We start from the raw sequence: 24181 nt of genomic DNA on the forward strand, positions 1-24181 counted from the left end.
CTCACCTTGCTATAAACAGGGCTTCGAATTCCGAAGCCCTGGGGTTTTACAGGTAGAAGCGCTGATCAGCTTTTACCACCGCATTTGCCTTCACCACACTTGCCTTCAGCAGTCTTTTTCTCACCGCCGCACTTGCCTTCACCGCACTTGCCTTCGGCAGTCTTTTTCTCGCCGCCGCACTTACCTTCGCCACACTTGCCTTCGGCAGTCTTTTTCTCGCCGCCGCACTTGCCTTCACCGCACTTGCCTTCGGAAGTCTTTTTCTCGCCGCCGCACTTGCCTTCACCACACTTGCCTTCTTCGGTTTTCTTGTGACCGTGGTTATCGGCCAGCTGCACCTGAGCGTAACCGGAGTCCAGTTCGGAAGCCGCGAATGGGTTAGCAGCCGCGTTTGCTGTTGTAGCCGTTGCAACACTCGCAACCAGCGCCAGACCAACAGCAGCAACAACAGGTTTCAGAGTAGATTTAGTAGTAGCCATTGTTTTCACCCTCATTCTTCTCGTAGCAAAATTTTTTAAAATTTATGGTTTCGTTTCGTATTCAAAGTGCCGATCACATCCTGTGGCTGGCATTGGAAAATGCGCTGACATCATCTACCCGCTTTTCCGATCTCCTGTCACCCATCCGGATTGTCCGGGTAGATGAATTTAATTCTTTTTCCCCTTGGCCTTGCGCTTTGACTAAATTATTATATTAGGCAATCCTAATTTACATTGGAGACCTTAAATGGCTGATACTGCCACTTCATCCTCTCCTGTTTCAGCAAAGCTTCCACATTTCCCTATCGCATTCTTTGCAATGATTATGGGAACCTCCGGCCTTACGCTGGCCTGGCAGAAAGCTACAGAGGTATTGCAACTTCCGGCACTGGTGAGTCAGGTCATGTTGATTCTGGTTACCTGTCTCTTTCTGGTCGTCTGCCTTGGGTATGCGCTCAAGATACTGCGCTTTCCTGAAATGAGCCTGAAAGAATTTCATCATCCGATCAAAATTAGCTTTTTTCCTGCATTTTCCATTTCGCTGCTTTTGCTGAGTGTGGCGACACTACAAGTTTCGGCAGATCTATCCTTGTTTCTGTGGGCGTTGGGCTGTGTTATGCATCTGGGTTTCACCTTGTATGTGATCACCCAATGGATCCATCATCCAAAATTTCAGATTCAACACAGTACACCGGCATGGTTTATCCCTGTGGTGGGCAACATCATCGTACCAATTGCAGGTGTTACCCACGGTTTCACAGAACTGAGCTGGTTCTTCTTTAGTATTGGACTGGTGTACTGGTTGGTTTTAAAGACGCTGATCTTCAACCGCATGCTCTTTCACGACCCGCTGCCGGAGAAACTGCTACCAACCCTGTTTATCCTGATCGCCCCACCGGCAGTAGGGTTTATCTCCTACACCAAGTTGAACGGCGGTGAGATCGATGGTTTCGCGCGTATTCTGTTCTATTCCGCGATGTTCCTGGTTTTGTTGCTGATTACTCAGCTAGAACGCTTTCGTCGTATTCCGTTCTTTCTGTCCTGGTGGGCGTACTCGTTCCCTCTGGCAGCCTCCTCTATCGCAATCCAGACGATGTATCAAAAAACCGGCTCCAGCTTTTTGGGTTTGCTCTCCTGGGTCTCCCTTATGGTTGTCAGTCTGGTGATTGCTCTGCTGCTGTTCAAAACCTTTAAGGCAGTGCACAGCGGTGGCGTGTTCCAGCCGGATTGATGCAGATCGCTTGAAGACCTGAGAAAAGCGGGCTCTAATGGGGGCCCGTATTTTATTCAGCTTTGAGAATTCCGTACCTTATGTCCGAGATCACTCCTGAACAGCTGGCGTTCGACCAGCAGCATATCTGGCATCCCTACTCCTCCATGGTAAATCCACCGCCAATGTATCCAGTGGTATCAGCGGAAGGTGTGCGTTTGACACTCAGCGATGGCCGGGAGTTGATCGACGGTATGGCGTCCTGGTGGTCGGTGATACACGGCTACAACAATCCGGTTCTGAATGAGGCGGCGCATAACCAGATCGACAAAATGTCGCATGTGATGTTTGGTGGCCTCACTCACGAACCAGCAATCGAGCTGAGCCGTAAGCTGGTTGAGATGACACCGGAACCGCTGGATAAGGTCTTCATCGCCGACTCAGGTTCCGTCTCGGTGGAAGTGGCGCTGAAGATGGCGATCCAGTACTGGCACGCCCGTGGCCAGGCCAGTAAACACAAGCTGATTACTATCCGCAACGGGTATCACGGTGACACCTTCGGTGCGATGTCGGTCTGTGATCCGGTGAACGGCATGCATGAGATTTTCACCGGTGTGCTGCCCCAGCACTTCTTTGCCCCGGCACCGCAGATCGGATTTGATGAGTCGTGGGATGACAAAGATATTGCCGAGCTGGCACAACTGCTGGAGCAGCATCACAACGAGATTGCAGCACTGATACTGGAGCCCGTGGTTCAGGGCGCAGGCGGCATGCGTTTTTACTCTCCTGAGTATCTGAAGCGCGCCCGTACACTGTGCGACCAGTACGATGTACTGCTGATTGCCGATGAGATCGCCACTGGCTTTGGCCGCAGCGGCAAGCTGTTCGCCTGTGAGCACGCCGGTATCGTGCCGGATATCCTCTGCCTGGGTAAAGCGATCACCGGTGGCTACATGACGCTGGCCGCGACACTGACCACCTCCCACATCGGCGAAACCATCTCCAAGGGTGGCGCCGGCTGCTTTATGCACGGCCCCACGTTTATGGGCAACCCGCTGGCATGCTCGGTGGCAAATGCCAGTCTCGGCCTGTTGCAGGCGATGGATTGGCAAAGCGAGGTCGATCGCATCGAAGCGGCCCTGAAGTCCGGCCTCGCCCCCGCCAAGGAACTGCAGAGCGTGGCCGATGTGCGCTGTCTGGGCGCGATTGGGGTGATTGAGATGAAAGAGCCGGTTGTAACTATCGAGATCCAGAAGCTGTTTATCGAACGGGGCCTTTGGATCCGCCCGTTCGGCAAGCTGGTTTACGTCATGCCACCGTACGTGATGAGTGATGCCGACCTGGACCTGCTGACCTCCGGCATGGTGGAGGGCATTCACGAATACCGTGGTTAACCTTCAACCCCCTCCAACGGGATAAGATGAGCCACCCCCAGGATAATCGGCGATACAATACGCGGAAAATCCGGGTGGCGCTCATCCCGAATCTGTTCAAACCGAAATCCGGCCTGTTCGATGGTTTCACGGGTCGGTCGGTTCAGTTCACAGCCACAGGCGAATGTTCGCCAGATCGGATTCAGACGGCGTTGCCAGTCCTGCAGGCGCGGTGAATCCGAGTTTGCAGCCACGTGCTCGAACACCAGCAACTGACCTTCGGGCTTGATTACGCGATGAACCTCGGCCAGCACCCGCCCGGGATCAGGCACCGTACACAGCACCAGACAACAGATCACCGTATCCAAGCTGTTATCAGCCAACGGCAGATGATGGCCATCTGCACAGATCAGCTGGATTTTATCTGCTTGCGCTGTCGGAAGTTGTTGGCGAACACGCTCAGCCCGGGCCATCACCGGAAGGTCAGGTTCCAGAGCCCAAAGGGTATCCAGTTTCTCAGAATAGAACCGAAAATTGGCCCCTGTCCCAGCCCCCAACTCCAGTACCTGCCCACAGGCCAGGGCAATAAGTTCGGTACGTTCCTTGTCCATCTTGCCGGATGCCCAATCCAGCAAGCACGGAAAGATCCATTGCCTGTAGGGATTCATTTACCCACACCGTCTCTTCGAATAACATCAATAGCACTGATGTTTGTTTTAACAGGGAATTATCATGGCACGCATTAAGATCGATATGCCAGAGCATTACACCTTTACCACGGACCTGCCGATCCGTATCAGCGACATCAACTACGGCGGCCACCTCAGCAACGATGCCGTATTGTCGATGGTGCACGAAGCCCGTGTGCGCTTTCTGGCCAACTACCACTACAACGAACTGGATGTGGAAGGTGCGGGCATTATCATGACCGACTCCGCCATTGTGTATAAGTCAGAAGGTTTTTACGGCGATAACGTCCAAATCAGTGTCACCGTCGGCGACTTCAACAAATACGGCTGCGATATTTTCTATCTACTCTCTAACAAAAAGACTGCCGTCGAAGTGGCGCACGCCAAAACCGGCATCGTGTTCTTTGATTATGACCAGCGCAAGGTGATTACCGTTCCGGAAGGTTTCCGCGCCAAAATGGAAAAGGAAGCCTGATTAAATCTGTAAAACCCCAAAGGCCGCAGCACATACTGCGGCCTTTTTGTTTATAACTTGCGTTCAAAGACCCTGCGCCCCGATAAATCCGGACAGTTCAGCCGCTCGGTCAGCGAGATTCATTATGCGAGCGAAGAAACCAACAACGGCGCTCGCCAGCTTCTACTTGGTCGACAACCGATAATTTAAAAGCGAGGGAATAGTCACGCTGAGTACGCTTAGTGCTTGATTTCATAACACTCTCCGATTTGTTTCTCGAAAAGTGTCAACATTATTCAGGACAGGACAGTGGATAGAAAAAAGGCTGCTCCCAGAGCAGCCTTTTTTGTGTGTGACCTGTTAGTCGTCCATGCCCGCGTATTGGGCATACACATCCGGCGCCAGGTTCTCAAACTTGGTGTACTTACCGATAAACGCCAGACGGCTGGTACCGATTGGACCGTTACGCTGCTTACCGATAATGATCTCAGCGACACCTTTATCCGGTGAGTCTTCGTTATAGACCTCATCACGGTAGATAAACATGATCACGTCGGCGTCCTGCTCGATCGCACCGGATTCACGGAGGTCGGAGTTTACCGGGCGTTTGTTGGGACGTTGCTCCAGGGAACGGTTTAGCTGCGACAAGGCGACCACCGGACATTCCAGCTCCTTCGCCAGCGCTTTAAGAGAGCGTGAGATCTCGGAGATCTCAGCAGTACGACCTTCGATGTTACCGGTCTTGATGCGCATCAGCTGCAGATAGTCGACCATGATCATGGCGATGTCGCCGTGCTCACGCACGATACGGCGGGCGCGGGTACGCATCTCGTTCGGGCTGATACCGGCGGTGTCGTCTATAAACAGCGGCTTGTCACGCATGATATTCACCGCTGTAGTCAGCTTAGGCCAGTCCTCATCTTCCAGTTTACCGGTACGGATACGGGTCTGGTCGATACGCCCAAGGGAGGACAACATACGTGTAACCAGCTGGTCCGCGGGCATCTCCAAACTGAATACCAAAACCGGACGGTTGGTCGCCATCAGGGCGTTCTCCACCAGGTTCATGGCAAAGGTGGTCTTACCCATCGACGGACGGGCCGCCACGATAATCAGGTCGGACGGCTGCAAGCCTGCCGTCTTACCGTCCAGGTCGTCAAAGCCGGTGGTCACACCGGTCATATCGCTGTCGTTGTTAAACAGGTAATCGATACGGTCCACTGCTTTTTTCAGCAGTGGATTGATATCCAGCGGGCCGCCCTCAGTTGGGCGATCTTCCGCAATCTGGAAGATCTTGGCTTCTGCCTCGTTCAGGATTTCGTCGGACGCACGCCCTTCCGGATTAAAAGCGCTCTCGGCGATCTCATTTGCCGCGCCGATCATCTTTCGCAGCAACGCGCGATCGCGCACAATTTCGCCGTACGCACGAATGTTGGATGCACTTGGTGTGTTGCGCGCTAGGTCGACAAGGTATTCCAGGCCACCGGCGTTATCCAGCTCACCTATCCGGTCCAGCTCTTCCGACAACGTCACCACGTCGAGTGGCTGCCCGTTGTTCATCAGCTTGGTCATGGTGCGGAACACCAGACGGTGATCATGGCGGTAGAAGTTATCTTCTACTACAGTCTCCGCCACCGTATCCCAAGCATTGTTATCCAGCATCAGGCCGCCCAAGACGGATTGCTCGGCTTCTATCGAGTGTGGCGGGACTTTAATCTCTGCCAGTTCGTCCTGGCTCTGTTCAGCGTAATCCATAGACTCTCGGTAAAGGAAACTCGGTGAGGATAACTCAGTTGGTACAAACGGAAGATTCAGCCCAGTATGGCTGAAAAGAGGGACTGATGCAGCCCGTTGCAGCCAATTTTACGGACTCTATGAAAACAAAAAAAGCACCGTCGGGTGCGAACCCATACGGTGCTTTTTCAACAGAACGTTAACAGCAATTATTCAGCGACGATAGTCAGCTTGATAGTTGCGGTTACTTCCGGGTGCAGCTGGATAGCTACTTCGAACTCACCAGTGTGACGCAGAGCGCCTTCTGGCAGACGTACTTCGCTCTTCTCAACTTCTGCACCAGCAGCAGTGATCGCATCAGCGATGTCTTTAGTACCGATAGAACCGAACAGCTTACCTTCGTCACCAGCTTTGGAAACGATAGTAACTTCTTTCTCGTTCAGTGCTTCAGCACGAGCATTAGCAGCTGCCAGAGCTTCTGCAGCAGCAGCTTCCAGCTCAGCACGACGCTCTTCGAATTTAGCAACGTTCGCTTCGGTAGCAGGAACAGCTTTACCCTGTGGAACCAGGAAGTTACGGCCGTAACCAGCTTTTACAGCAACCTTGTCACCCAGGTTACCCAGCTTACCAATTTTTTCGAGCAGGATTACTTCCATCTCGGAAACCTCTTTTTCAGTTCTCTGCCAATCACTGGCAGTTTATTTCACAGCTTACTTGTGGCCGTCAGTGTATGGCAGCAGAGCGATGAAACGCGCGCGCTTGATCGCAGTAGCCAGCTGACGCTGGTAGCGAGCTTTAGTGCCAGTGATACGGCTAGGTACGATTTTACCAGTTTCGGTAACGTAACCTTTCAGGGTGTCCAGATCTTTGTAATCGATCTCCTGAACACCTTCAGCGGTGAAACGACAGAACTTACGACGACGGAAAAAACGAGCCATTTTGGTCTCTCCTCAGAATGATGTCAGGTGATTACTCAGCAGAAGCTTCTTCAGATTTAGCTTCAGCTGGTGCTTCCTGTTTAGCTTCAGCAGGCTTCTCGTCACGACGAGGCTTGCGCTCTTCACGAGCTTCTGCAGCTTTGATTGGAGACACTTCAGTGATGGCTTCTTTACGACGAATAACCATGCTACGCAGCACAGCATCGTTGTAACGGAACAGGTTTTCCAGTTCGTCCAGCGCTTCCTGAGAACACTCAACGTTCATCAGAACGTAGTGTGCTTTGTGAGCGTTGTTGATTGGGTAAGCCAGGTGACGACGGCCCCAGTCTTCCAGACGGTGAATCTGACCGTCAGCACCAGTGATAACACCAGTGTAACGCTCGATCATTGCCGGAACCTGTTCGCTCTGGTTCGGGTGAACCAGGAATACGATTTCGTAATGACGCATTTCAGCTCCTTACGGGTTAATAGCCTTCGGGTGACTGCCTAAATGGCCCCGAAAGCAAGGAGGTTAATATTTAAGGACGCGGCATTATACGCTCAGTTACGGCTAACATCAACCAGCCTGCCGTTAGTTCAGAAGCAATCCAGTGCGGAATGACGGTAGTATGGCCACCAGTGATGGTGGTGATGATCGCCATATCGGTGGTATGCGGAATGGTGATGAAAATCCCACAGGCAACGCAGCCGTGCTTTTTGCCGCCCGAGGTTATAGGCTCGCACGAAGGCACCCTTCATATCCGCTGGGCAGACATCTTGGTAGTAATCGATCTGCAATCCCAACTGATAGCCGTTTGCAGGCGTGCAGTAGAGTCGGACACCCGCCTCTCGTCCTTTGAGGTATTCATCCACCTGAACCTGAACGGGCACACCGTGTTTATCACAGGACTTTTCATGTTCGAAACGCCGCTCGGCGGAGAAACCGTTAGCACCGTCCCGCAGGCCGATATCATACCAGTTTCCAGCAACACAACTGTCTTTGCTGATTGACGCACAGCCAACCAACCCCAGACTTATCAGGCACAGACCCAAAGCTCTGTTCATTGCAGCGCCTCCTCTGATTTGAGGCCGGGGCAGCCGGGTTCAACGACACCCCGGTGACGGGGATACAGACTCCATAAGGCAATACGCTCCTGATCTATCAGACTGTGAGGAGACTCGGAGGGTTCAAAACGAAAAACGGGCCACCCATTTAAGGACAGCCCGTTTTAATTGATAACAGATCAGAGGTGCGTCGATTATTCGACTTCAACGATCTCGTAGCTGTGGGTGATCTTCACACCACCGCGCTCCAGCATCAGAGATGCAGAGCAATACTCGTCAGCGGACAGCTTCACTGCGCGTGCAACGTGATTCTCTTTCAGATTACGGCCGCTCACCACAAACTTAATGTGGATATCAGTGAAGACTGCAGGAACCTCATCGGCACGCTTGGCATCGATCTCCGCCACACAGTCCACCACGTCCTGACGGGTCTTTTTCAGAATCCCTACCACGTCGTAGCTGGTGCATCCGCCCAGACCCAACAGCATCAGCTCCATCGGACGTGGCCCCTGTTTCAGCTCGCCGTCGATCATTACATCGAAACCGGAACCGGTTGTGCCCTGAAAACGCACATCACTGTCCCACTTAACTTTTGCACTCATATCCACGTTGCTTATCTCCGACATTAGCCATCCAGCGAAGAACCGGCCTGGCAGTGCAGGCCTGAATCGCTATCTTTATTATCTTATTCAAACAGCTCTTTGAGCTTGCTGCCCGGGTCTTCAGCACGCATAAACGCTTCACCCACCAGGAAGCTGTGTACATCCCGTTCACGCATCGCTGCCACATCATCTTTGGTGTGTATACCACTCTCGGTCACCACAATGGTGTCTTCCGGAATGCGATCCAGCAGTTCAAAGGTGTGATCCAGCGACAGGTTGAAGGTGTGCAGGTCGCGGTTGTTAATACCAATCAGACGGTTACCCAGCGGCAGCGCACGCTCCAGCTCTTCGCCGTTGTGCACTTCCACCAGCACATCCATACCCAGCTCGTGAGCCAGCGTGTTCAGATGAGTCATCTGCTGGTCTTCCAACGCCGCCACAATCAACAGGATACAGTCCGCACCGATCGCACGGGCTTCGTACACCTGATACGGATCGACGATGAAGTCTTTGCGGATCACCGGTAGAGAGCAGGCTGCGCGCGCCTGCTGCAGGTAGTCTTCGCAGCCCTGGAAGTAATCCGCATCGGTCAGCACGGACAGACAGCTGGCACCACCTGCTTCGTAGGACTGAGCGATCTCCGCAGGTACGAAATTTTCGCGGATCACGCCCTTCGACGGGCTCGCTTTTTTCGCTTCCGCAATCACGGCAGAACGGCCTTCAGCAATGGCGCGAGCCATGCTATCGACAAAACCACGCGGGTCCGTGTCGCCGCCCTTCTGCGCTTCGATCTGCGCTTTCAGATCGTCGATGGAAACCTTGGCAGAACGCTCAGCAACCTCTTCCGCCTTGCGCGCCAGAATCTTCTTCAGAATCGTTGGTGTATCAGACATCACTTAACCTTTAAATCCCTGGCTGAACTGCGCCAGCTCCTCTACTTTCGCCGCAGCGGCGCCGGAGAGGATTGTTTCTTTCGCTTTGGCCACACCCGCTTTCAGACTGTCCGCCAGATCAGCCGCGTAGATCGCCGCGCCCGCGTTCAGAGAGATCATATCGATCGCTTTGGCATTTTCACCGGCAAACGCCGCACGGATCACCGCAAGGCTCTCGTCTGAGCTATGTACCGTCAGACCCTCCAGGCTCTGACGGTCGATGCCCGCATCTTCCGGGGTCAGCGTGTATTCAGTCACTTCACCGTCTTTCAGTTCAGCCACTTGGGTATGACCCGCCAGACTGATCTCATCCAGACCGTCCTCGGCATGAACCACCAGCGCATGTTTCGCACCTAACGCTTTCAGTGCTTCCGCCAACGGACGGCACAATGCACCGTCAAACACACCCAGCAGGTAGTGTTTAGCACCGGCAGGGTTGGTCAGTGGTCCCAGCACATTAAACAACGTGCGCAGCGCCATCTCTTTACGTGGACCTATCGCGTACTTCATCGCACTGTGGTGCTGGGGTGCAAACATAAAGCCGACACCGATCTCATCGATGCAACGCGCTACCTGCTCAGGATTCAGTTCCAGGTTCACGCCTGCGGTTTCCAGCAGGTCGGCCGCGCCGGAGCTGGAAGATACGGAACGGTTGCCGTGTTTCGCCACGTTGCCGCCCGCAGCCGCGACCACAAAAGATGACGCGCTGGAGACGTTAAACAGGTTGGATCCGTCACCGCCGGTACCCACGATATCCACCGCGTTTTCGCTCTGGATCGATACCGGTACCGCCAGTTCACGCATTACAGCAGCCGCCGCGCTGATCTCGTCAACGGTCTCGCCTTTCATACGCATGGCGATCAGGAAACCGCCGATCTGCGCTTCGGTCGCTTCACCGGTCATGATCTGACGCATTACCGCTTTCATCTCGTCAGAAGTCAGGTCACGACGTTCAACCGCCGCAGCCAAAGCTTGTTTAATATCCATGCAACTTACCAACCTGTTATTTTTTTCGTTTCAGGAAGTTCGCCAGCAGGTCATGCCCCTGCTCGGTGAGGATTGATTCCGGGTGGAACTGCACACCTTCAATGTCCAGTTCCTTATGACGCACACCCATAATCTCGTCGATGCTGCCATCTTCATTCTGGGTCCAGGCAGTAATCTCCAGACACTCCGGCAGGGTTTCCTGGTCAATTACCAGCGAGTGGTAGCGGGTTACCTCAACGGGATTGGCCAGCCCTTCGAACACTCCGGTGTTGTTGTGGTACACCGGAGAGGTTTTGCCGTGCATCACCTCTTTAGCACGCACTATTTTACCGCCAAACGCCTGGCCGATACTTTGGTGCCCCAGACAGATACCAAACAGCGGCAGCTTGCCGCCGAAGTGGTTGATCGCCTCCACGGAGATACCCGCTTCATTCGGCGTACAGGGTCCTGGGGAGATCACCAGATGTTCCGGCTGTTTCGCCTCGATCTCTTCGATGGTGATTTCGTCATTCCGATGCACCTCAACCTCAGCACCCAGCTCACCCAGATACTGCACCACGTTGTAGGTGAAAGAGTCGTAGTTATCGATCATTAATAACATTGTTTTTTACCTGTGCTGAGACTCAGAGATTATCCAGACCTTTTTCAACCATCGCCACCGCGCGGAAGATCGCACGGCCTTTATTCATGGTTTCCTTCCACTCCAGACGTGGAACGGAATCCGCCACAACACCGGCGCCAGCCTGGATGTGCAGGGTGTTGTCCTTGATCACGGCGGTACGGATTGCAATTGCAGTGTCCATGTTGCCATTCCAGGAGAGATAACCTACAGCGCCGCCATAGACGCCACGTTTCACCGGTTCCAGTTCGTCGATGATCTCCATGGCACGCACTTTCGGCGCACCACTGAGGGTACCGGCCGGCAACGTCGCACGCAGCACGTCCATCGCACTCACATCCGGCTTCAGTTTACCGTTCACGTTGGAGACGATGTGCATTACGTGGGAGTAGCGTTCGATCACCATTTTGGCGGTCAGCTCAACGCCACCGATCTCGGCAACACGACCTACATCATTGCGCCCCAGGTCGATAAGCATCAGGTGCTCGGCGATCTCTTTTGGATCCGCCAGCAGTTCCGCTTCCAGCGCCTTGTCTTCCTCTTCGGTCTTACCACGACGACGGGTTCCGGCAATCGGACGAACGCTGACGGTACCGTCTTCGACACGGGCCAGAATCTCCGGCGAGGAGCCCACGACGTGGAAATCATCCAGGTGCAGCACGTACATATACGGGGATGGGTTCAGGCTGCGCAACGCGCGGTAGAGATCCAACGGACGGCTTTCAAACGGGATCGACATACGCTGTGAGATCACCGTCTGCATCACATCACCGGAGAGAATGTACTCCTTAATGCGATCTACAGAATCCATGAACTCCTGCTCGCCGAAGCTGGATTTGAACTCGTTTTCATCCACCTCCCGACCTTTACGCTGGCGTTCGAGTGGCACACTGAAACGTAAGCGGTTAACCAGCGCATCCAGACGCTGTTGCGCCAGTTCGTAAGCACCGTCGTATTCCGGGTTGGCCAGGCAGATCAACACCAGCTTGCCGCTGAGGTTGTCGAATACCACGACCTCGTCGGATACCATCAGTAGGATATCCGGGGTACCGATCACATCTTCCGGTACGTTTTTCTGCAGACGCTTTTCCACGTAGCGCACACAGTCGTAACCAAAGTAGCCCACCAAGCCACCGTTAAAGCGCGGTAGGTCCGGCAGGTCCGGCACGCGGTAGCGCTTCTGGAACTCTTCGACAAATGCCAGCGGGTCTTGCACGTGGTGGCGCTCAACCACGGCACCGTCGGTCTCTACGGTTACATCAAAACCGGACACTTTCAGTACGGTACGACATGGCAAACCAATGATGGAGTAACGCCCCCATTTCTCACCACCTTCTACAGACTCCAGCAGATAACTGTAAGGTGCATTGGCCAATTTGGTGTAGGTGGATAGGGGGGTATCCAGATCCGCGAGCACTTCGCGAACGACGGGAATACGGTTGTAATTCTGGGCTGCCAGTTCGGCAAACAGTTCAGGTGTCATGCTTATCTCTCAGACGAAAACGGGTACGGGTGTGAGATCGATGCAGGATGCACTGAAACAGTGGTAAGACGACTGGTAAACGAGCGTCGTCTGGAAAGGGTGTGTAGTTCAGCGATCTCTGCAACGAGTAAGACAAAACTCGTTCAGGCACACCATCGCCATCGCTCACCGATATACGGCAAACGGGGCAGCGCACCAAAGTTCTGCAGAGATTCGTATGAATTCACGGTAGATCGCTTAATGTCAGCAAAATAAATCAATAACGAGACCTTATAGCAGCAATCCTTCCGAATCAACCGCCAATTGGACCTGTTAGTCTTTCAGGGTAGTTTTTAACAGCCAATAGCCGGAAACAGCCGATAAAAGTGAGCCTAGAAGGATCGCCAGGCGATCAGCACCACCATAAAGGTCCGCCATACCTTCGTAGGCCAGAGAGTCTACAAACAGACTCATGGTAAATCCGATACCAGTAAGTAACGACACACCATAAATTGATCTCCAGTGCGCTCCCTGAGGTTTTTTCGCAATCCCACTTATGATTGCCAACCACGTAAACAGAAAGACACCCACCTGCTTACCCAAAAAAAGCCCCGCCATTATGCCAAGCGGAGCGGAGGCAAATAAAAGATCCAGTGAGATGGCATTTAATGACACACCTGCGTTCGCAAAGGCAAAGAACGGCAGGATTGCGAATGCGACCCAGGGATGCAACTGCTGTTCCAGCCACGTAAGCGGCGAAAACGTTGGCTTGTCGGGATTGGTTAAAGGAATCGCAAACGCCAGCACGACGCCCGACAACGTTGCATGCACACCTGACTTAAGCACACTAACCCACAGCACCATCCCCACGATCATGTAAGCTGCAATGCGCATTACCCCCATACGGTTCATAATAAACAGCAGTGCGATTGTCACTTCGGCAACGTACAGGGAAAGAGCAGACAATTCGGTGGTATAAAACAGCGCGATGATCAGGATAGCCCCAAGGTCATCGATGATCGCCAGGGTCATCAGAAAGAGTTTGAGGGCGGTGGGCACCCGACTCCCCAGCAGCGACAGCACACCCAGTGCAAAAGCAATATCCGTCGCAGTGGGTATTGCCCAACCGCGCATCGCAATATCATCGCCCCAATTAAAATAAGTAAAACAGAGCGCTGGAACCAGCATCCCCCCTAAAGCAGCAACGACGGGTAATACAACGTTACTGGTTTCGGATAAACGCCCAACGAGGATCTCCCTTTTGACCTCAAGCCCGACCAACATAAAGAAGATCGCCATCAGGCCATCGTTTATCCACAGCAAAAGCGGCTTATCCAGCTGCAATGGTCCCACCCGTACCTCAACCGGCAGGTCCAGGATTGCCTGGTAGTATGAGTCCAGGGGGCTATTCGCCATTACCATGGCCAACCCCATCGCGCCTATCAGCAGAATGCCACTTGCGGACTCCAGCTTGAGGAAGCGTTCCACAATTTGCATAGTCACCCCTAAAAAAAAACCCCGGCTAGCCGGGGTATATAATTTTAGCATTGTGATAAGAGCCTGCTGTCATTTTCAGTCCCAGCAGCCAGACTATCGGGGGGAGAACTCATTTAATGATTCCAGTATACTCAGCCAAATAAACAAAAAAATTCGAAATTAATACAAATTTACTTCGCTTTTTTCGAACTATGATTCATCACCTTAATTTCAAGCACTTACGCTATTTCATGGTTGTTGCCCAAGAGGGTTCCATCGTTCGCGCCTGCGAAAAGCTAAACCTGACACCACAGACTATCTCCGGCCAACTGAAGCAGCTAGAACACACATTGGGTGTAGAGCTACTGCAAAAAGAGGGGCGCAAACTGATCCTCACCGAAGCCGGCAAGCAGGCACTGGACTACGCTGAGCAGATCTTCTCCATGGGCGAGGCCCTGCAGGAACATCTCCGCAACCCGGGCCTGCCAGTACGCCTGTTCAGCGTGGGGATTGCGGATGTGCTACCGAAACTGGCCGCCTACCGCTTGCTGGAACCCGCCTTGGAACTGGATGAACCGGTGCGACTGGAATGTCGCGAAGGCAGCATGGAAACCCTGCTGGCGGATCTGGCGACCCACAGGGTGGATATGGTACTCACCGATCGCCCCGTGGATGCGGGATTTAACATCCGCGCCTATAACCACTTGCTGGGCGACTGCAGCATGTCGCTGTTTGCGGCGCCGGAGCTGGCGCAGCAATACCGTGAGAATTTCCCCAACTCACTACAGGGTGCACCGCTCCTGATGCCCACCGGGGACACCATGATCGGCTCTAGCCTGCAAAAATGGTGTGACCGGCATGATATCCGCCCCAACGTTGTTGTTGAGTGCGTGGACCATGCATTGCTGGGGACCTTTGGCCAAGCAGGGAAAGGGGTGTTCTGTGGCCCCAGCGTACTGGAGCAACAGATTGAACGTCAGTTCTCGGTGGAAAGCATTGGACGCATTGAAGAAATTCGCGAACGTTTCTACGCGATCTCATTGGAGCGCCGAATCCGACACCCGGCGGTGCTGGCCGTAACCAACAGCGCCCGCCGGATACTGTTTGACGATCAACAGGAATAAACCGAAACGATCAGAGGAGTTGATCCAGCTGCAGCACTTCCAGATCAGGATTGTAACTGGATACCGGCTCACCGTGGTTGTAGCCATACGGCACAGCCACCACCGGGCAACCCGCCGCACGGGCAGCACCAATATCGCTTTTGGAGTCTCCTACCATCAGGGTTTCCTGCGGTGTGCACGCCATCAGTTTCATCGCATGCAACAGCGGCTCCGGTGCCGGTTTCTTCTGTGGCAGGCTATCACCGCCCAGCACCACAGAGAAGAACGGCGCTATCCCAAACTCTTCCAGCAAGGGGTGGGTAAACTGGATCGGCTTGTTGGTCACAACACCCAGCTTGATGCCACGTACCTGCAGACCTTCAAGGCACTTCATCACACCCGGATAAAGGGTACTGGTATGGGAGGCACTGTTACCGTAGGCCGTCATAAACAGACTGAACGCCCGGTCAAACAGGATCGGATCGATTGTCTCGGTGTCAGGATACTGCTCACCGGTCAGGGCTCGCTGCACCAGAACCTGAGCGCCGTTCCCCACCCAGTGACGGACCCTCTCGATACCTGCGACCGATCGCCCCAGCTCGATCAACATCACATCTACAGCCGCCGCCAGATCCGGCACGCTGTCGATCAGCGTACCGTCCAGGTCAAACAGGACCAGTTTCGGGTCCTGACCGTTAAACAGCTCGCGCATCAGCTGCCTACTTTAGCCAACTCGGCACGCATGTTATCGATGGTTGCCTTGTAATCATCGGTATTGAAGATCGCAGAACCTGCCACAAAGGTATCTGCGCCCGCCTCGGCGATCTCGCGGATATTGCCGATACCTACACCACCGTCGATCTCCAGACGGATATCACGACCGCTGCGCTCAATCATTTCGCGCGCCTGACGCAGTTTATCCAGCGTACCCGGGATAAACTTCTGACCACCAAACCCCGGGTTTACAGACATCAGCAGCACCATATCCACCTTGTCCATCACGTATTCCAGGTAGCTCAGCGGCGTAGCCGGGTTAAATACCAGACCAGACTGGCAACCGCCCTCACGGATCATCGCCAGGGAGCGATCGATATGCTCAGAGGCCTCCGGGTGGAAGGTGATGATGGAAGCACCCGCGTCCACAAAATCGCCGATAATACGGTCAACCGGCTTCACCATCAGATGTACATCAATCGGTGCTTCGATACCGTAGTTACGCAGCGCCTTACACACCATCGGCCCGATTGTGAGATTCGGCACATAGTGGTTGTCCATCACATCAAAGTGCACGTAGTCCGCGCCGGCGGCCAGCACGCTTTCAACCTCTTCACCCAGACGAGCGAAGTCAGCAGACAGAATAGATGGGGCGATTTTGAAATCAGACATATGGGTCTCTTAAATAATGCTGAGTAAAAATTAGCCGCTATTGTACCTGAGCGAAGCGATGGATAAAGCTTTCTTGCCTCGTTGATGTAGCTTGTTGATAATCAAGCCCATGAGCCGATCAATTTTCCCGACCTGTCTGCTGTTGAGCCTGATTCTTTCCACCCCGTTAAAGGCGGAGGATGAGGCGTCGCCGACAGTAGCGGATAACACCACAGAAGCGGCTCCAGCCGCATCAGGCGAGCCTCTGGTTATTCCGCCACGCACCGAACCTTCGCCGGATCTGAGCCGACTCCAGGAGCTCGTCAAAGGCAATAGTCCGGAAACAGAGATCCTCTGGCTGGAAAGCAGCGAAGATCGCACCATCGGTCTGTATCACCCGCAATCGATTCCGGAAGCATTGGGAGGCATCATCATCTTTCCCAGCGAAGGAACTCATGCGGACTGGCCAGACTATGCACACCCCCTTCGGCTTCACCTGAGCGACCATGGCTGGCAGACCCTTTCAGTACAACTGCCACCCCCCCCGTCTCTGCGGCCACCTGAACGTACGCTGCCGGTGCTGCAGTTGTTGTCAGGGAATGGCTCCGGCAGCACTGAAGACAAAGCAACCGAAGCGACAACTTCGGAAACAGCCGCAGCAACACAGGCGCCCGCGACAGTAACGGAGCCGATACCCGAGCCACAGCCCCAGTCACCAGCTGATGAAACTGATCGGAGACCCGAGCGCCCCTATGCAGAGCGCATCCAGCTTCTCGCGGATAGCGCACTACAAGCACTGACACAACGGGGAGCGAACAGGATCATTGTGATCGGCGTAGGCAGCGGTGCGGTGTGGGCCAGCCAATTTGTAAAGGATCAACAGGACAATATCGATTCGCTCGGACTGATCATTATCGAGCCGACTGATCCGACCACCGAGGTCTCACCGGTGCTGGCAAACCTGATTCCCGAACTAAACGTGCCTATTGTGGATATCTACCAAGGACGCCCTTCAGCCACCAGCGCGTTTGAAGCAGAACCCAAGCAGCGCCTACGCTGGGCTCGCCGCAATAAACTTGGCCATTATATGCAACGGCGTCTCAGCCCTCGGTACGCAGATTGGGAAAAGCAGGAGCGTTGGTTAAGCCAGCAGGTGGACGGTCTGATTCGCCGCCATATTCTGGAACCACTGCAGGAAACCGAAGTGGAGGAGGAAATGGTGCAGGACGACGCGAAAACAGAACAGGGCCCGGGCCGCATCACACCGAACCGACCTAATCCGATCTAAGCAGAAAAGGTCGGTTTACAAGCTTTCAATCAGGCCGCCTTACGTGCGCGGCGTATCTGCTCGTAGGCTGCCTGGATCTCCTGAGATTTCTCTTTTGCCATCTGCACCATCTCTTCCGGCAATCCTTTGGCAACAAGTTTGTCCGGGTGATGCTGACTCATTAAACGACGGTACGCTTTTTTCACTTCGGAATCGCTGGCGCTGGATTCAACCCCCAGCACCTTATACGCCGCATCCAGCATCTGTGCGCTCTGCACACCACTGAATCCATGCTGCCCCTGCTGATGGAAAGACTGCTGTGCCCGCATCCGGGCCACCAGCATTTCCACTTCCTGCTCGGTCATCTGCAGGTGGGCACACACTTCCTGAATCACCTCAAGTTCTGGACGACTCACCTCACCGTCTGCCAGTGCAGCCTGCAGCTGAACTTCGACAAAAAAGATCCTGATATTCGCACGATTGCGCAGGAAGACAGCCAAAGGTTTGAGAACTTCACCAATGTCACATTCAGGGTCTTTACCTGCGTTGAAGTAGTCAATTGCTTCCTGGCGCTTTTCACCCGCCAAGCGCATCTGATTCATCAGGGCGGAAGCAAAGGCGATCTCGTTCTCGCTCACGCGTCCGTCTGCTTTGGCGACTTTGCCCATCACCGTGAAGGTGGCACGAAACAAAGCTTGCTGGGGGTGAAATGCCTTGACGGCGCCGGTCAGGAAGCGGCTTCCAAAGTAACCAAACAAACCGCCCATAATCAGACCGGCAGGACCACCTGTAAACAGACCCACCACACAGCCCAGTAGGATGCCTGTGCGGTAACGTTTAAGTGATTCGGCCAGATTGCGCCCCGCCGCTTCCGGATCAAATGCCATGTTGAGTCCTCACTGCTTTATCCACTTCAGCCAAGCGCTGCGGTGTTCCCACATCCACCCAGTAACCGCAATAACGTTCTCCGGTGACCTGCCCATCGGCGATTGCCTGACGCAACAACGGCGCAAGCGGGGCTTTCTCGCCAGCCTGGATTCCCGCAAACAATCGCGGTGACAATACGCTGATGCCGCTGAAGGTAAGTTGACTAGCGCTGGTATCCATTTTTTTTGTCACAATCTCCTGCCCCTGCAGGACAAAGTCCCCGTCCGGATTGTGTTCAGGATTATCCACCAGCAGCAGGTGCGCCACTGTATTTTCGGACAGCTGCGCGGGTAATTGTTCGAAAGAGTATTCACAGTAGATGTCACCGTTTACCACCAGAAACGGTGTCTCCTGATCAGGTGATAATAGCGGCAACGCCTTAGCGATGCCGCCAGCCGTCTCCAGCGGTTCCGGTTCGGCTGAATAGCTAATCGATACGCCCAAGCGGTCGCCATCCCCCAGATGGTTTTCGATTTGCTCACCCAGCCATGCGTGATTGATCACCAGCTCGGTAATACCAGCTGCACGCAAACGCAGGATGTGATGTTCGATCATGGACCGGCCAGCAATTTTCAACAGTGGTTTTGGTGTTTCAAGGGTTAGGGGACGCATGCGTGTCCCGAGCCCGGCAGCCAAAATCATCGCGCGCATCAGGTCAACCACCTCTGCATCGCATCATCGTTGAAAATACCGGATGCGCGCATGGTCGGTACAACATCACTGCGCAACCAGGTTACGACAGAAGCGAACTGTGGATAACGTGCGCCCACATTGATCAGGTAACTTAAAGTACGAGGAATGTCTTGCAGGTAGCCCTCTTTGCCATCCCGAATTTTGAGACGCGCGAAGATACCCACCGCTTTCAGATGACGCTGCATCCCCATCAGGTCGAACCAGACACGAAACTGCTCAATATTAGTACCGTTGATCAGCTCTGGCCGTTCAGCTTCAAGCGACTGCCAATAATGTTGTAACCAGCGGTCGATATCGGCCTCCGGCCAGGCGATATAGCAATCACGCAGTAAAGACACGAGGTCATATGTCACAGGCCCCCAGACGGCATCCTGGAAATCGATGACGCCGACGCGGCCATCATCACACAACATCAGGTTACGTGAATGGAAGTCCCGATGTACGCACACCTGAGGTTGCTGAAGCGCGGAGCCGATCAGGCCAGCAAATAAATTATCAAGCAGTGCCTGCTGCTCAGCATCTAACGTCAAAACAAGCAGTTCACCGAGAAACCAGTCCCGGAATAGCTCCACTTCCCGCTGCAGCAGAGCGATGTCGTAGGGAGGAAAGGTTCGCCCAGTCTGCTGTTCACAACGCTGAATCTTCATCAGCTCGTCGCAGGCCTGACTATAGAGCGTATCAGCACTGCCTGGATTCAACCGTGGCAGTAGCTGCTCATCGCCAAAATCTTCCAGCAGCATAAAACCCAGTTCCAGATCTTCTGCCAGCACTTCAGGCACACTCACCCCATAGCTCTGCCACTGCCTGGCAACGGCGACAAACGGCGCGCTATCCTCTTTTTCCGGTGGGGCGTCCACGATGATCCAGCTGTTGCCACCATCGACAATGCGAAAATAGCGTCTGAAACTGGCATCACCCGCTACAACGTCACAGCGCCATTCGCTGCTGAGGTTTTCACCTAGCTGGTCCATTTGCTGTACCGACCAGCTTTTCAATTCACTTAAACGTGGATCCATTCAGCCTGATCCTCTAGAACATATTTGCTCGAATGTTTATTATTCACGGCCTGACGTATCTTACGCGACAGGGGGTCGGCGAGAAACCGGGCGGCCCGGTATTCAGCCACAAGGAACACGTTGATATGCCCTCAATCAAACCCTTATCTTACTTTGTTGCGCTTGCCGTAGCTTCTATTGCGTACCCGCAGCAGAGTTTCGCCAATAACTCCGGCGAGATCTGGGACTGTAAAGCAAGCACCAGCGGCAGCTGGGATTGCGACCGCAAACCTGCGCCATCCACCGGCCTGGCAACGTCCTCCAACGCAAGCGCCGAGTCAGCCAAAGGGCCTGTGGCGACCAGCGCCAAAGAACTGCCCAGCTATAAGACACTGGATTGGGTAAAGGTTCATCGCCCAGATCAGGTTTGCCAGGGTGTGTACCTGGAGCCGACTTTCCAACCTCAGGGTGACGAAGACGACCCTAATGCGCCGGTCTATCTGGATGCCGGCAAATCCCAGTCTGAACTGGGTGGCTTTACCAAACTGCGTGATGGTGTAAATCTGCGCCAGGGTTCACGCCGACTGTCTGCTGAAACGGCAGACGTGGATCAGGAGAAGCGGGAAGCGTATTTCAAAGACGATGTGGTCTATCGCGAGCCCGGTATGCTGGTGATTGCCTCCGAAGCCGAGGTCGACCTTGATACCCAGCAGGGCAAGTTCAAAAACGCACGATTTGTATCTCACCAAGACCACATGCGCGGCCAAGCAGCCGAGATTCAACGCAATTCAGACACCTTAATCACGTTGGTTGACGGCGACTATACCTTCTGTCCTCCGGGCAATGAAGATTGGAAGCTCAGTGCGAGCAAAGTCGAACTTGATCAGGAATCAGGCTTCGGTACCGCAACACACGCCAGGTTGAAAGTAGGCTCGGTGCCTATTTTCTACGCACCGACACTGACTTTTCCAATTGATGATCGGCGTAAGAGTGGATTCCTGTACCCGCACATAGGGTACAGCGAATCGGATGGCATAGATCTGGCCGCTCCCTATTACTTTAACCTGGCGCCAAACTACGATGACACGCTGACACCACGCTGGATTACCGAACGCGGAGTGATGCTGGAAAATGAATTCCGCCACCTGAATGAACGCAGTGAAACGGTGATAGGTACGTCATATCTACCAGATGACAAGTTGGCAAACGATGATCGTTGGCTATTCAACGTCAAACAAAAAGGCAATTTTGCACCAGGCTGGCGTTCCTATGTCGATTACACCGCAGTCAGCGATAAAAACTATTTTGAGGATCTGACGACCAACCTGAAAGTGCAACGAGAGTCTAATCTAGACCGCCGCGGCGAAGTCAGATATCACGCTGCCGACTGGAACGCGCTGATTCGCCTTCACAGCTACCAGACATTGGTCTCAGGTACCGCCCCCTATCGTCGTTTGCCCCAGGTACAACTCAGGGGGGATTACGACTGGAATGAAACTGAACTGCAGTATTTAACTGAGTATGTCTACTTCGACCGGGATACTACAGGTTTAACGGGCAATGACCTGACAACCGGCAGCCGTATACACTTCGCCCCATCCATCAGCCAACGATTCAGCCGCAGTTATGGTTACGTAACACCAAGCCTTCGCCTGTGGAATACACAATATGAACTGCAGGATCAGGTATCAGGATTAGATAATTCACCAACGTACAGCATCCCAGTAACCAGTATCGACAGTGGTCTATTCTTCGATCGGAATCTGGACTCCGGTGGGATTCAAACCCTGGAACCACGCTTGTTTGCATTATACGTACCCGACAAAGATCAGAGCGACGCCCCCGATTTCGATACATCCCTGCTGGATTTTGATTACCAGTCCCTGTTTCGATACAACCGATTCAGTGGTCGAGACCGTCTCGGTGATGCGCAGCAATTATCGCTGGGGGTCACCACCCGCTTCCTGGACGACACCGGCTACGAATCGTTCAACTTCAGTGTGGGCCAAGCGTTCTATTTTGATGACCGTGATGTCATTCTGAATGGCGGAAGCGTTGATACCGCCAGTCAATCCAATATTGCCACCCAGGCGACATGGAACTACAGCCGTCAAATGCGCATCACGTTAGACAATGTGTTAGCCTACGATGACCTGAATGCTGAAGAGACCAACATCCGACTGAGATACATGGCCAATAGCAATCAGCGCCTGTATTTCAGTTACCGCTTTGAAGAGGACGTGCGCGATCAGACCGATTTCCATTTTATCTGGCCAATGTCCCAACGCTTTACGGCGATTGGCCGCTGGCAGCATGATCTGGAAGCGCAACAGGATCTGGAGACGACTCTGGGGCTTGAATACGAAAGCTGTTGTTGGAAGGTTCAGCTCTACGGGCGACGTTACCTGACAACCACTAACAACGAATTCGATGACGGGATCTATCTGCGCTTTATCCTGAAAGGACTGGGGTCGATCAATAGCAGCAGCGTAGGCTTCCTGGAAGATATTACTGGTTTTGAAGAACGAGATGAGCAAGATGATTTTTAAGCTCGGCAAACGGGCCGCAGCCACCCTGGCAGGCACCCTACTCTCCCTGTCTGTTTCGGCACAGGAGATTCCCCTCGACCGCGTCGTTGCCATTGTTAACGATGGCATCGTCTTGCAAAGCGAGCTGAACACCCGGATCAACTTAGTGCGTGATCAGCTTCAACAGCGCAGCACCCAGATGCCACAGTACGACATTCTGCGCAAACAGGTTTTGGAACGCCTAATCCTTGACAGCCTACAATTGCAATTGGCCGAACAGCGCGGCATCCGTGTTTCCGACCGTCAGTTGGCGATGGCATTGGAAAACATTGCGCGCCAGAACAACCTGACGCTGGACCAGTTTCGTGAGGCGGTAATTGCAGAAGGCCAGAACTTTGACACTTTCCGCGAGCAGATCCGTCGTGAACTGATGATTACTCAAGTTCAGCGCAGTGTTGTGAACAGCCGAATTCGCGTAACGGAACAGGACCTGCGCAACTACCTGGAATCAGAGGAAGGCAAAGCCAGTTCAAACGCAGAGTACAACCTGAGCAATATCCTGCTGGCGGTTCCAACGCAAGCCACCCCTGCCATGATCCAGGATGCTCAGCAAAAAGCAGCGCAACTTTATGAAGACCTGAAAGCCGGTGAAGACTTCGCTCAGGCAGCGATCAGCTATTCCAACGCACCCAACGCCCTGAAAGGCGGCGAACTCGGCTGGCGTAAGATCAACGAATTGCCGGTTCAACTCAGCAACGCGCTGAAAAACCAGCCAGTTGGCACACTTACACCACCAATCCGCACACCTGGTGGTTTCCATATCCTTAAAGTGAATGGTAAACGGGGTGGCGACACCGTTCTGATTGAACAAACCAAGGTTCGCCACATTCTACTGAAGCCAACCGAGATCCGTAACGCCGAACAGAGTCGCCTGAAGATCTACGAATTGGCGGAACGACTGCGTCAGGGCGAAGACTTTGCACAATTGGCGCGCGAATACAGTGACGACCCGGGCAGTGGCTCTGAAGGTGGCAGTCTCGGCTGGACCCAGGATGGCCAAATGGTGCCTGAATTCGAACAAACCATGAACGCCACCCCGGTGGGTGAACTTTCGGAGCCTTTCCGGACCCAATTCGGTTGGCACATCCTTCAGGTAGAAGGTCGCCGCACTCAGGATGTTGGAGAAAAGGTCATCGAAAACCAGGCCCGTAACTCCATTCGCAAACGCCGTTTCAACGAAGAACTTGAAAACTGGCTACGCGAGATACACTCCCAAGCCTACATTGAAATCAAAGAGTAAGGGT

25 protein-coding genes are annotated in these 24181 nt (G+C 53.6%); 7 read left to right on the top strand and 18 right to left on the bottom strand.

Annotation, left to right across the window (positions count from 1 at the left end; genetic code table 11):
- Positions 1-65: 65 nt before the first annotated feature.
- Complete coding sequence (locus tag QKW35_RS00290) at positions 66-479, bottom strand: HvfA family oxazolone/thioamide-modified RiPP metallophore (protein WP_282350069.1); 414 nt, start codon at positions 477-479, stop codon at positions 66-68.
- 247 nt (positions 480-726) lie between these two features.
- Here QKW35_RS00290 and QKW35_RS00295 point away from each other — a divergent pair, with 247 nt between their 5' ends.
- A complete protein-coding gene (locus QKW35_RS00295) occupies positions 727-1710 on the top strand; it encodes an SLAC1 anion channel family protein (RefSeq protein ID WP_282350070.1) in 984 nt (327 codons plus the stop codon).
- An 80-nt stretch (positions 1711-1790) separates the two neighbouring features.
- The gene (gene bioA / locus QKW35_RS00300) at positions 1791-3083 is read left to right on the top strand and encodes an adenosylmethionine--8-amino-7-oxononanoate transaminase (protein WP_282350071.1); all 1293 of its coding nucleotides are present in this window, start codon (positions 1791-1793) and stop codon (positions 3081-3083) included.
- Here the strand turns inward: bioA and QKW35_RS00305 are convergent.
- Entirely contained in the window at positions 3080-3730 is a 651-nt protein-coding gene (locus QKW35_RS00305; protein WP_282350072.1) for a class I SAM-dependent methyltransferase, read from the bottom strand. The two genes, bioA and QKW35_RS00305, sit on opposite strands and share 4 nt — an antisense overlap.
- A gap of 64 nt (positions 3731-3794) precedes the next feature.
- On the opposite strand from QKW35_RS00305, the gene QKW35_RS00310 reads away from it, so the two are divergent.
- Positions 3795-4226: an acyl-CoA thioesterase gene (locus QKW35_RS00310; RefSeq protein WP_282350073.1), complete on the top strand. Its 432-nt coding sequence runs from the start codon at positions 3795-3797 to the stop codon at positions 4224-4226.
- 339 nt (positions 4227-4565) lie between these two features.
- On the opposite strand, the gene dnaB is transcribed toward QKW35_RS00310, so the two are convergent.
- The 11 genes from dnaB to nhaA all read right to left on the bottom strand — a co-directional run bounded on the left by dnaB (position 4566) and on the right by nhaA (position 14020).
- A complete protein-coding gene (gene dnaB, locus QKW35_RS00315; RefSeq protein WP_282350074.1) occupies positions 4566-5960 on the bottom strand; it encodes a replicative DNA helicase in 1395 nt (464 codons plus the stop codon).
- Positions 5961-6148: 188 nt separating this feature from the next.
- Complete coding sequence (gene rplI, locus QKW35_RS00320) at positions 6149-6595, bottom strand: 50S ribosomal protein L9 (protein ID WP_282350075.1); 447 nt, start codon at positions 6593-6595, stop codon at positions 6149-6151.
- Between the two features lie 54 nt (positions 6596-6649).
- Complete coding sequence (gene rpsR, locus QKW35_RS00325; RefSeq protein ID WP_193952017.1) at positions 6650-6877, bottom strand: 30S ribosomal protein S18; 228 nt, start codon at positions 6875-6877, stop codon at positions 6650-6652.
- 31 nt (positions 6878-6908) lie between these two features.
- Positions 6909-7325, bottom strand: a complete 417-nt coding sequence (gene rpsF, locus QKW35_RS00330; RefSeq protein WP_282350076.1) for a 30S ribosomal protein S6 — start codon at positions 7323-7325, stop codon at positions 6909-6911.
- 128 nt (positions 7326-7453) lie between these two features.
- Positions 7454-7921, bottom strand: coding sequence for a DUF2799 domain-containing protein (locus tag QKW35_RS00335; RefSeq protein ID WP_282350077.1), 468 nt, complete (start codon positions 7919-7921; stop codon positions 7454-7456).
- 194 nt (positions 7922-8115) lie between these two features.
- Positions 8116-8523: an OsmC family protein gene (locus QKW35_RS00340; RefSeq protein WP_282350390.1), complete on the bottom strand. Its 408-nt coding sequence runs from the start codon at positions 8521-8523 to the stop codon at positions 8116-8118.
- Between the two features lie 83 nt (positions 8524-8606).
- Positions 8607-9416, bottom strand: a complete 810-nt coding sequence (gene trpC, locus QKW35_RS00345; protein ID WP_282350078.1) for an indole-3-glycerol phosphate synthase TrpC — start codon at positions 9414-9416, stop codon at positions 8607-8609.
- Between the two features lie 3 nt (positions 9417-9419).
- Entirely contained in the window at positions 9420-10442 is a 1023-nt protein-coding gene (trpD, locus tag QKW35_RS00350; protein WP_282350079.1) for an anthranilate phosphoribosyltransferase, read from the bottom strand.
- A 16-nt stretch (positions 10443-10458) separates the two neighbouring features.
- Entirely contained in the window at positions 10459-11043 is a 585-nt protein-coding gene (locus QKW35_RS00355; protein WP_282350080.1) for an anthranilate synthase component II, read from the bottom strand.
- A gap of 22 nt (positions 11044-11065) precedes the next feature.
- Positions 11066-12544 (bottom strand): anthranilate synthase component I, encoded by a 1479-nt coding sequence (gene trpE, locus QKW35_RS00360; protein WP_282350081.1) that lies wholly within the window; start codon positions 12542-12544, stop codon positions 11066-11068.
- A gap of 312 nt (positions 12545-12856) precedes the next feature.
- Complete coding sequence (nhaA, locus tag QKW35_RS00365) at positions 12857-14020, bottom strand: Na+/H+ antiporter NhaA (protein ID WP_282350082.1); 1164 nt, start codon at positions 14018-14020, stop codon at positions 12857-12859.
- A gap of 191 nt (positions 14021-14211) precedes the next feature.
- Here nhaA and nhaR point away from each other — a divergent pair, with 191 nt between their 5' ends.
- Positions 14212-15123, top strand: coding sequence for a transcriptional activator NhaR (nhaR, locus tag QKW35_RS00370; RefSeq protein ID WP_282350083.1), 912 nt, complete (start codon positions 14212-14214; stop codon positions 15121-15123).
- 10 nt (positions 15124-15133) lie between these two features.
- Here nhaR and QKW35_RS00375 read toward each other — a convergent pair whose 3' ends face one another.
- Positions 15134-15814 (bottom strand): phosphoglycolate phosphatase, encoded by a 681-nt coding sequence (locus QKW35_RS00375; protein ID WP_282350084.1) that lies wholly within the window; start codon positions 15812-15814, stop codon positions 15134-15136.
- The gene (gene rpe, locus QKW35_RS00380; RefSeq protein WP_282350086.1) at positions 15814-16488 is read right to left on the bottom strand and encodes a ribulose-phosphate 3-epimerase; all 675 of its coding nucleotides are present in this window, start codon (positions 16486-16488) and stop codon (positions 15814-15816) included. The genes QKW35_RS00375 and rpe overlap by 1 nt, the downstream gene beginning before the upstream one ends.
- Before the next feature lie 109 nt (positions 16489-16597).
- On the opposite strand from rpe, the gene QKW35_RS00385 reads away from it, so the two are divergent.
- Positions 16598-17755: a DUF3530 family protein gene (locus QKW35_RS00385; protein ID WP_282350087.1), complete on the top strand. Its 1158-nt coding sequence runs from the start codon at positions 16598-16600 to the stop codon at positions 17753-17755.
- A gap of 29 nt (positions 17756-17784) precedes the next feature.
- On the opposite strand, the gene djlA is transcribed toward QKW35_RS00385, so the two are convergent.
- The 3 genes from djlA to QKW35_RS00400 are packed head-to-tail and all read right to left on the bottom strand — an operon-like array spanning position 17785 to position 20370.
- Positions 17785-18621: a co-chaperone DjlA gene (djlA, locus tag QKW35_RS00390; protein ID WP_282350088.1), complete on the bottom strand. Its 837-nt coding sequence runs from the start codon at positions 18619-18621 to the stop codon at positions 17785-17787.
- Positions 18611-19312, bottom strand: coding sequence for an N-acetylmuramate alpha-1-phosphate uridylyltransferase MurU (gene murU / locus QKW35_RS00395; protein ID WP_282350089.1), 702 nt, complete (start codon positions 19310-19312; stop codon positions 18611-18613). Before murU ends, djlA begins: the two co-directional genes overlap by 11 nt.
- The gene (locus tag QKW35_RS00400) at positions 19312-20370 is read right to left on the bottom strand and encodes an aminoglycoside phosphotransferase family protein (RefSeq protein ID WP_282350090.1); all 1059 of its coding nucleotides are present in this window, start codon (positions 20368-20370) and stop codon (positions 19312-19314) included. Before QKW35_RS00400 ends, murU begins: the two co-directional genes overlap by 1 nt.
- A gap of 32 nt (positions 20371-20402) precedes the next feature.
- Here QKW35_RS00400 and QKW35_RS00405 point away from each other — a divergent pair, with 32 nt between their 5' ends.
- Together QKW35_RS00405 and QKW35_RS00410 are read left to right on the top strand one after the other, a co-directional pair.
- Positions 20403-22898, top strand: coding sequence for an LPS-assembly protein LptD (locus QKW35_RS00405; protein WP_282350091.1), 2496 nt, complete (start codon positions 20403-20405; stop codon positions 22896-22898).
- On the top strand, positions 22879-24177 hold the full coding sequence (locus QKW35_RS00410; protein WP_282350092.1) for a peptidylprolyl isomerase: 1299 nt from the start codon (positions 22879-22881) through the stop codon (positions 24175-24177). The genes QKW35_RS00405 and QKW35_RS00410 overlap by 20 nt, the downstream gene beginning before the upstream one ends.
- The last annotated feature ends 4 nt before the right edge of the window (positions 24178-24181 follow it).

The sequence above is a fragment of the Pontibacterium granulatum genome, from assembly GCF_029961155.1.
GTDB classification, from domain to species: domain Bacteria; phylum Pseudomonadota; class Gammaproteobacteria; order Pseudomonadales; family Balneatricaceae; genus Pontibacterium; species Pontibacterium granulatum.

Excerpts from the sequence above, each read along its gene's own strand:
- rplI (WP_282350075.1), bottom strand. The coding sequence starts at position 6,595 with ATGGAAGTAATCCTGCTCGAAAAAATTGGTAAGCTGGGTAACCTGGGT.
- QKW35_RS00410 (WP_282350092.1), top strand. The coding sequence starts at position 22,879 with ATGAGCAAGATGATTTTTAAGCTCGGCAAACGGGCCGCAGCCACCCTG.
- dnaB (WP_282350074.1), bottom strand. The coding sequence starts at position 5,960 with ATGGATTACGCTGAACAGAGCCAGGACGAACTGGCAGAGATTAAAGTC.
- murU (WP_282350089.1), bottom strand. The coding sequence starts at position 19,312 with ATGCGCGCGATGATTTTGGCTGCCGGGCTCGGGACACGCATGCGTCCC.
- QKW35_RS00310 (WP_282350073.1), top strand. The coding sequence starts at position 3,795 with ATGGCACGCATTAAGATCGATATGCCAGAGCATTACACCTTTACCACG.
- bioA (WP_282350071.1), top strand. The coding sequence starts at position 1,791 with ATGTCCGAGATCACTCCTGAACAGCTGGCGTTCGACCAGCAGCATATC.
- QKW35_RS00335 (WP_282350077.1), bottom strand. The coding sequence starts at position 7,921 with ATGAACAGAGCTTTGGGTCTGTGCCTGATAAGTCTGGGGTTGGTTGGC.
- djlA (WP_282350088.1), bottom strand. The coding sequence starts at position 18,621 with ATGGCATTTGATCCGGAAGCGGCGGGGCGCAATCTGGCCGAATCACTT.
- trpE (WP_282350081.1), bottom strand. The coding sequence starts at position 12,544 with ATGACACCTGAACTGTTTGCCGAACTGGCAGCCCAGAATTACAACCGT.
- trpC (WP_282350078.1), bottom strand. The coding sequence starts at position 9,416 with ATGTCTGATACACCAACGATTCTGAAGAAGATTCTGGCGCGCAAGGCG.
- rpe (WP_282350086.1), bottom strand. The coding sequence starts at position 16,488 with ATGTCTGATTTCAAAATCGCCCCATCTATTCTGTCTGCTGACTTCGCT.
- rpsF (WP_282350076.1), bottom strand. The coding sequence starts at position 7,325 with ATGCGTCATTACGAAATCGTATTCCTGGTTCACCCGAACCAGAGCGAA.
- QKW35_RS00295 (WP_282350070.1), top strand. The coding sequence starts at position 727 with ATGGCTGATACTGCCACTTCATCCTCTCCTGTTTCAGCAAAGCTTCCA.
- QKW35_RS00385 (WP_282350087.1), top strand. The coding sequence starts at position 16,598 with ATGAGCCGATCAATTTTCCCGACCTGTCTGCTGTTGAGCCTGATTCTT.
- nhaR (WP_282350083.1), top strand. The coding sequence starts at position 14,212 with ATGATTCATCACCTTAATTTCAAGCACTTACGCTATTTCATGGTTGTT.
- QKW35_RS00400 (WP_282350090.1), bottom strand. The coding sequence starts at position 20,370 with ATGGATCCACGTTTAAGTGAATTGAAAAGCTGGTCGGTACAGCAAATG.
- nhaA (WP_282350082.1), bottom strand. The coding sequence starts at position 14,020 with ATGCAAATTGTGGAACGCTTCCTCAAGCTGGAGTCCGCAAGTGGCATT.
- QKW35_RS00290 (WP_282350069.1), bottom strand. The coding sequence starts at position 479 with ATGGCTACTACTAAATCTACTCTGAAACCTGTTGTTGCTGCTGTTGGT.
- QKW35_RS00355 (WP_282350080.1), bottom strand. The coding sequence starts at position 11,043 with ATGTTATTAATGATCGATAACTACGACTCTTTCACCTACAACGTGGTG.
- QKW35_RS00405 (WP_282350091.1), top strand. The coding sequence starts at position 20,403 with ATGTTTATTATTCACGGCCTGACGTATCTTACGCGACAGGGGGTCGGC.
- QKW35_RS00305 (WP_282350072.1), bottom strand. The coding sequence starts at position 3,730 with ATGAATCCCTACAGGCAATGGATCTTTCCGTGCTTGCTGGATTGGGCA.
- QKW35_RS00340 (WP_282350390.1), bottom strand. The coding sequence starts at position 8,523 with ATGAGTGCAAAAGTTAAGTGGGACAGTGATGTGCGTTTTCAGGGCACA.
- rpsR (WP_193952017.1), bottom strand. The coding sequence starts at position 6,877 with ATGGCTCGTTTTTTCCGTCGTCGTAAGTTCTGTCGTTTCACCGCTGAA.
- trpD (WP_282350079.1), bottom strand. The coding sequence starts at position 10,442 with ATGGATATTAAACAAGCTTTGGCTGCGGCGGTTGAACGTCGTGACCTG.
- QKW35_RS00375 (WP_282350084.1), bottom strand. The coding sequence starts at position 15,814 with ATGCGCGAGCTGTTTAACGGTCAGGACCCGAAACTGGTCCTGTTTGAC.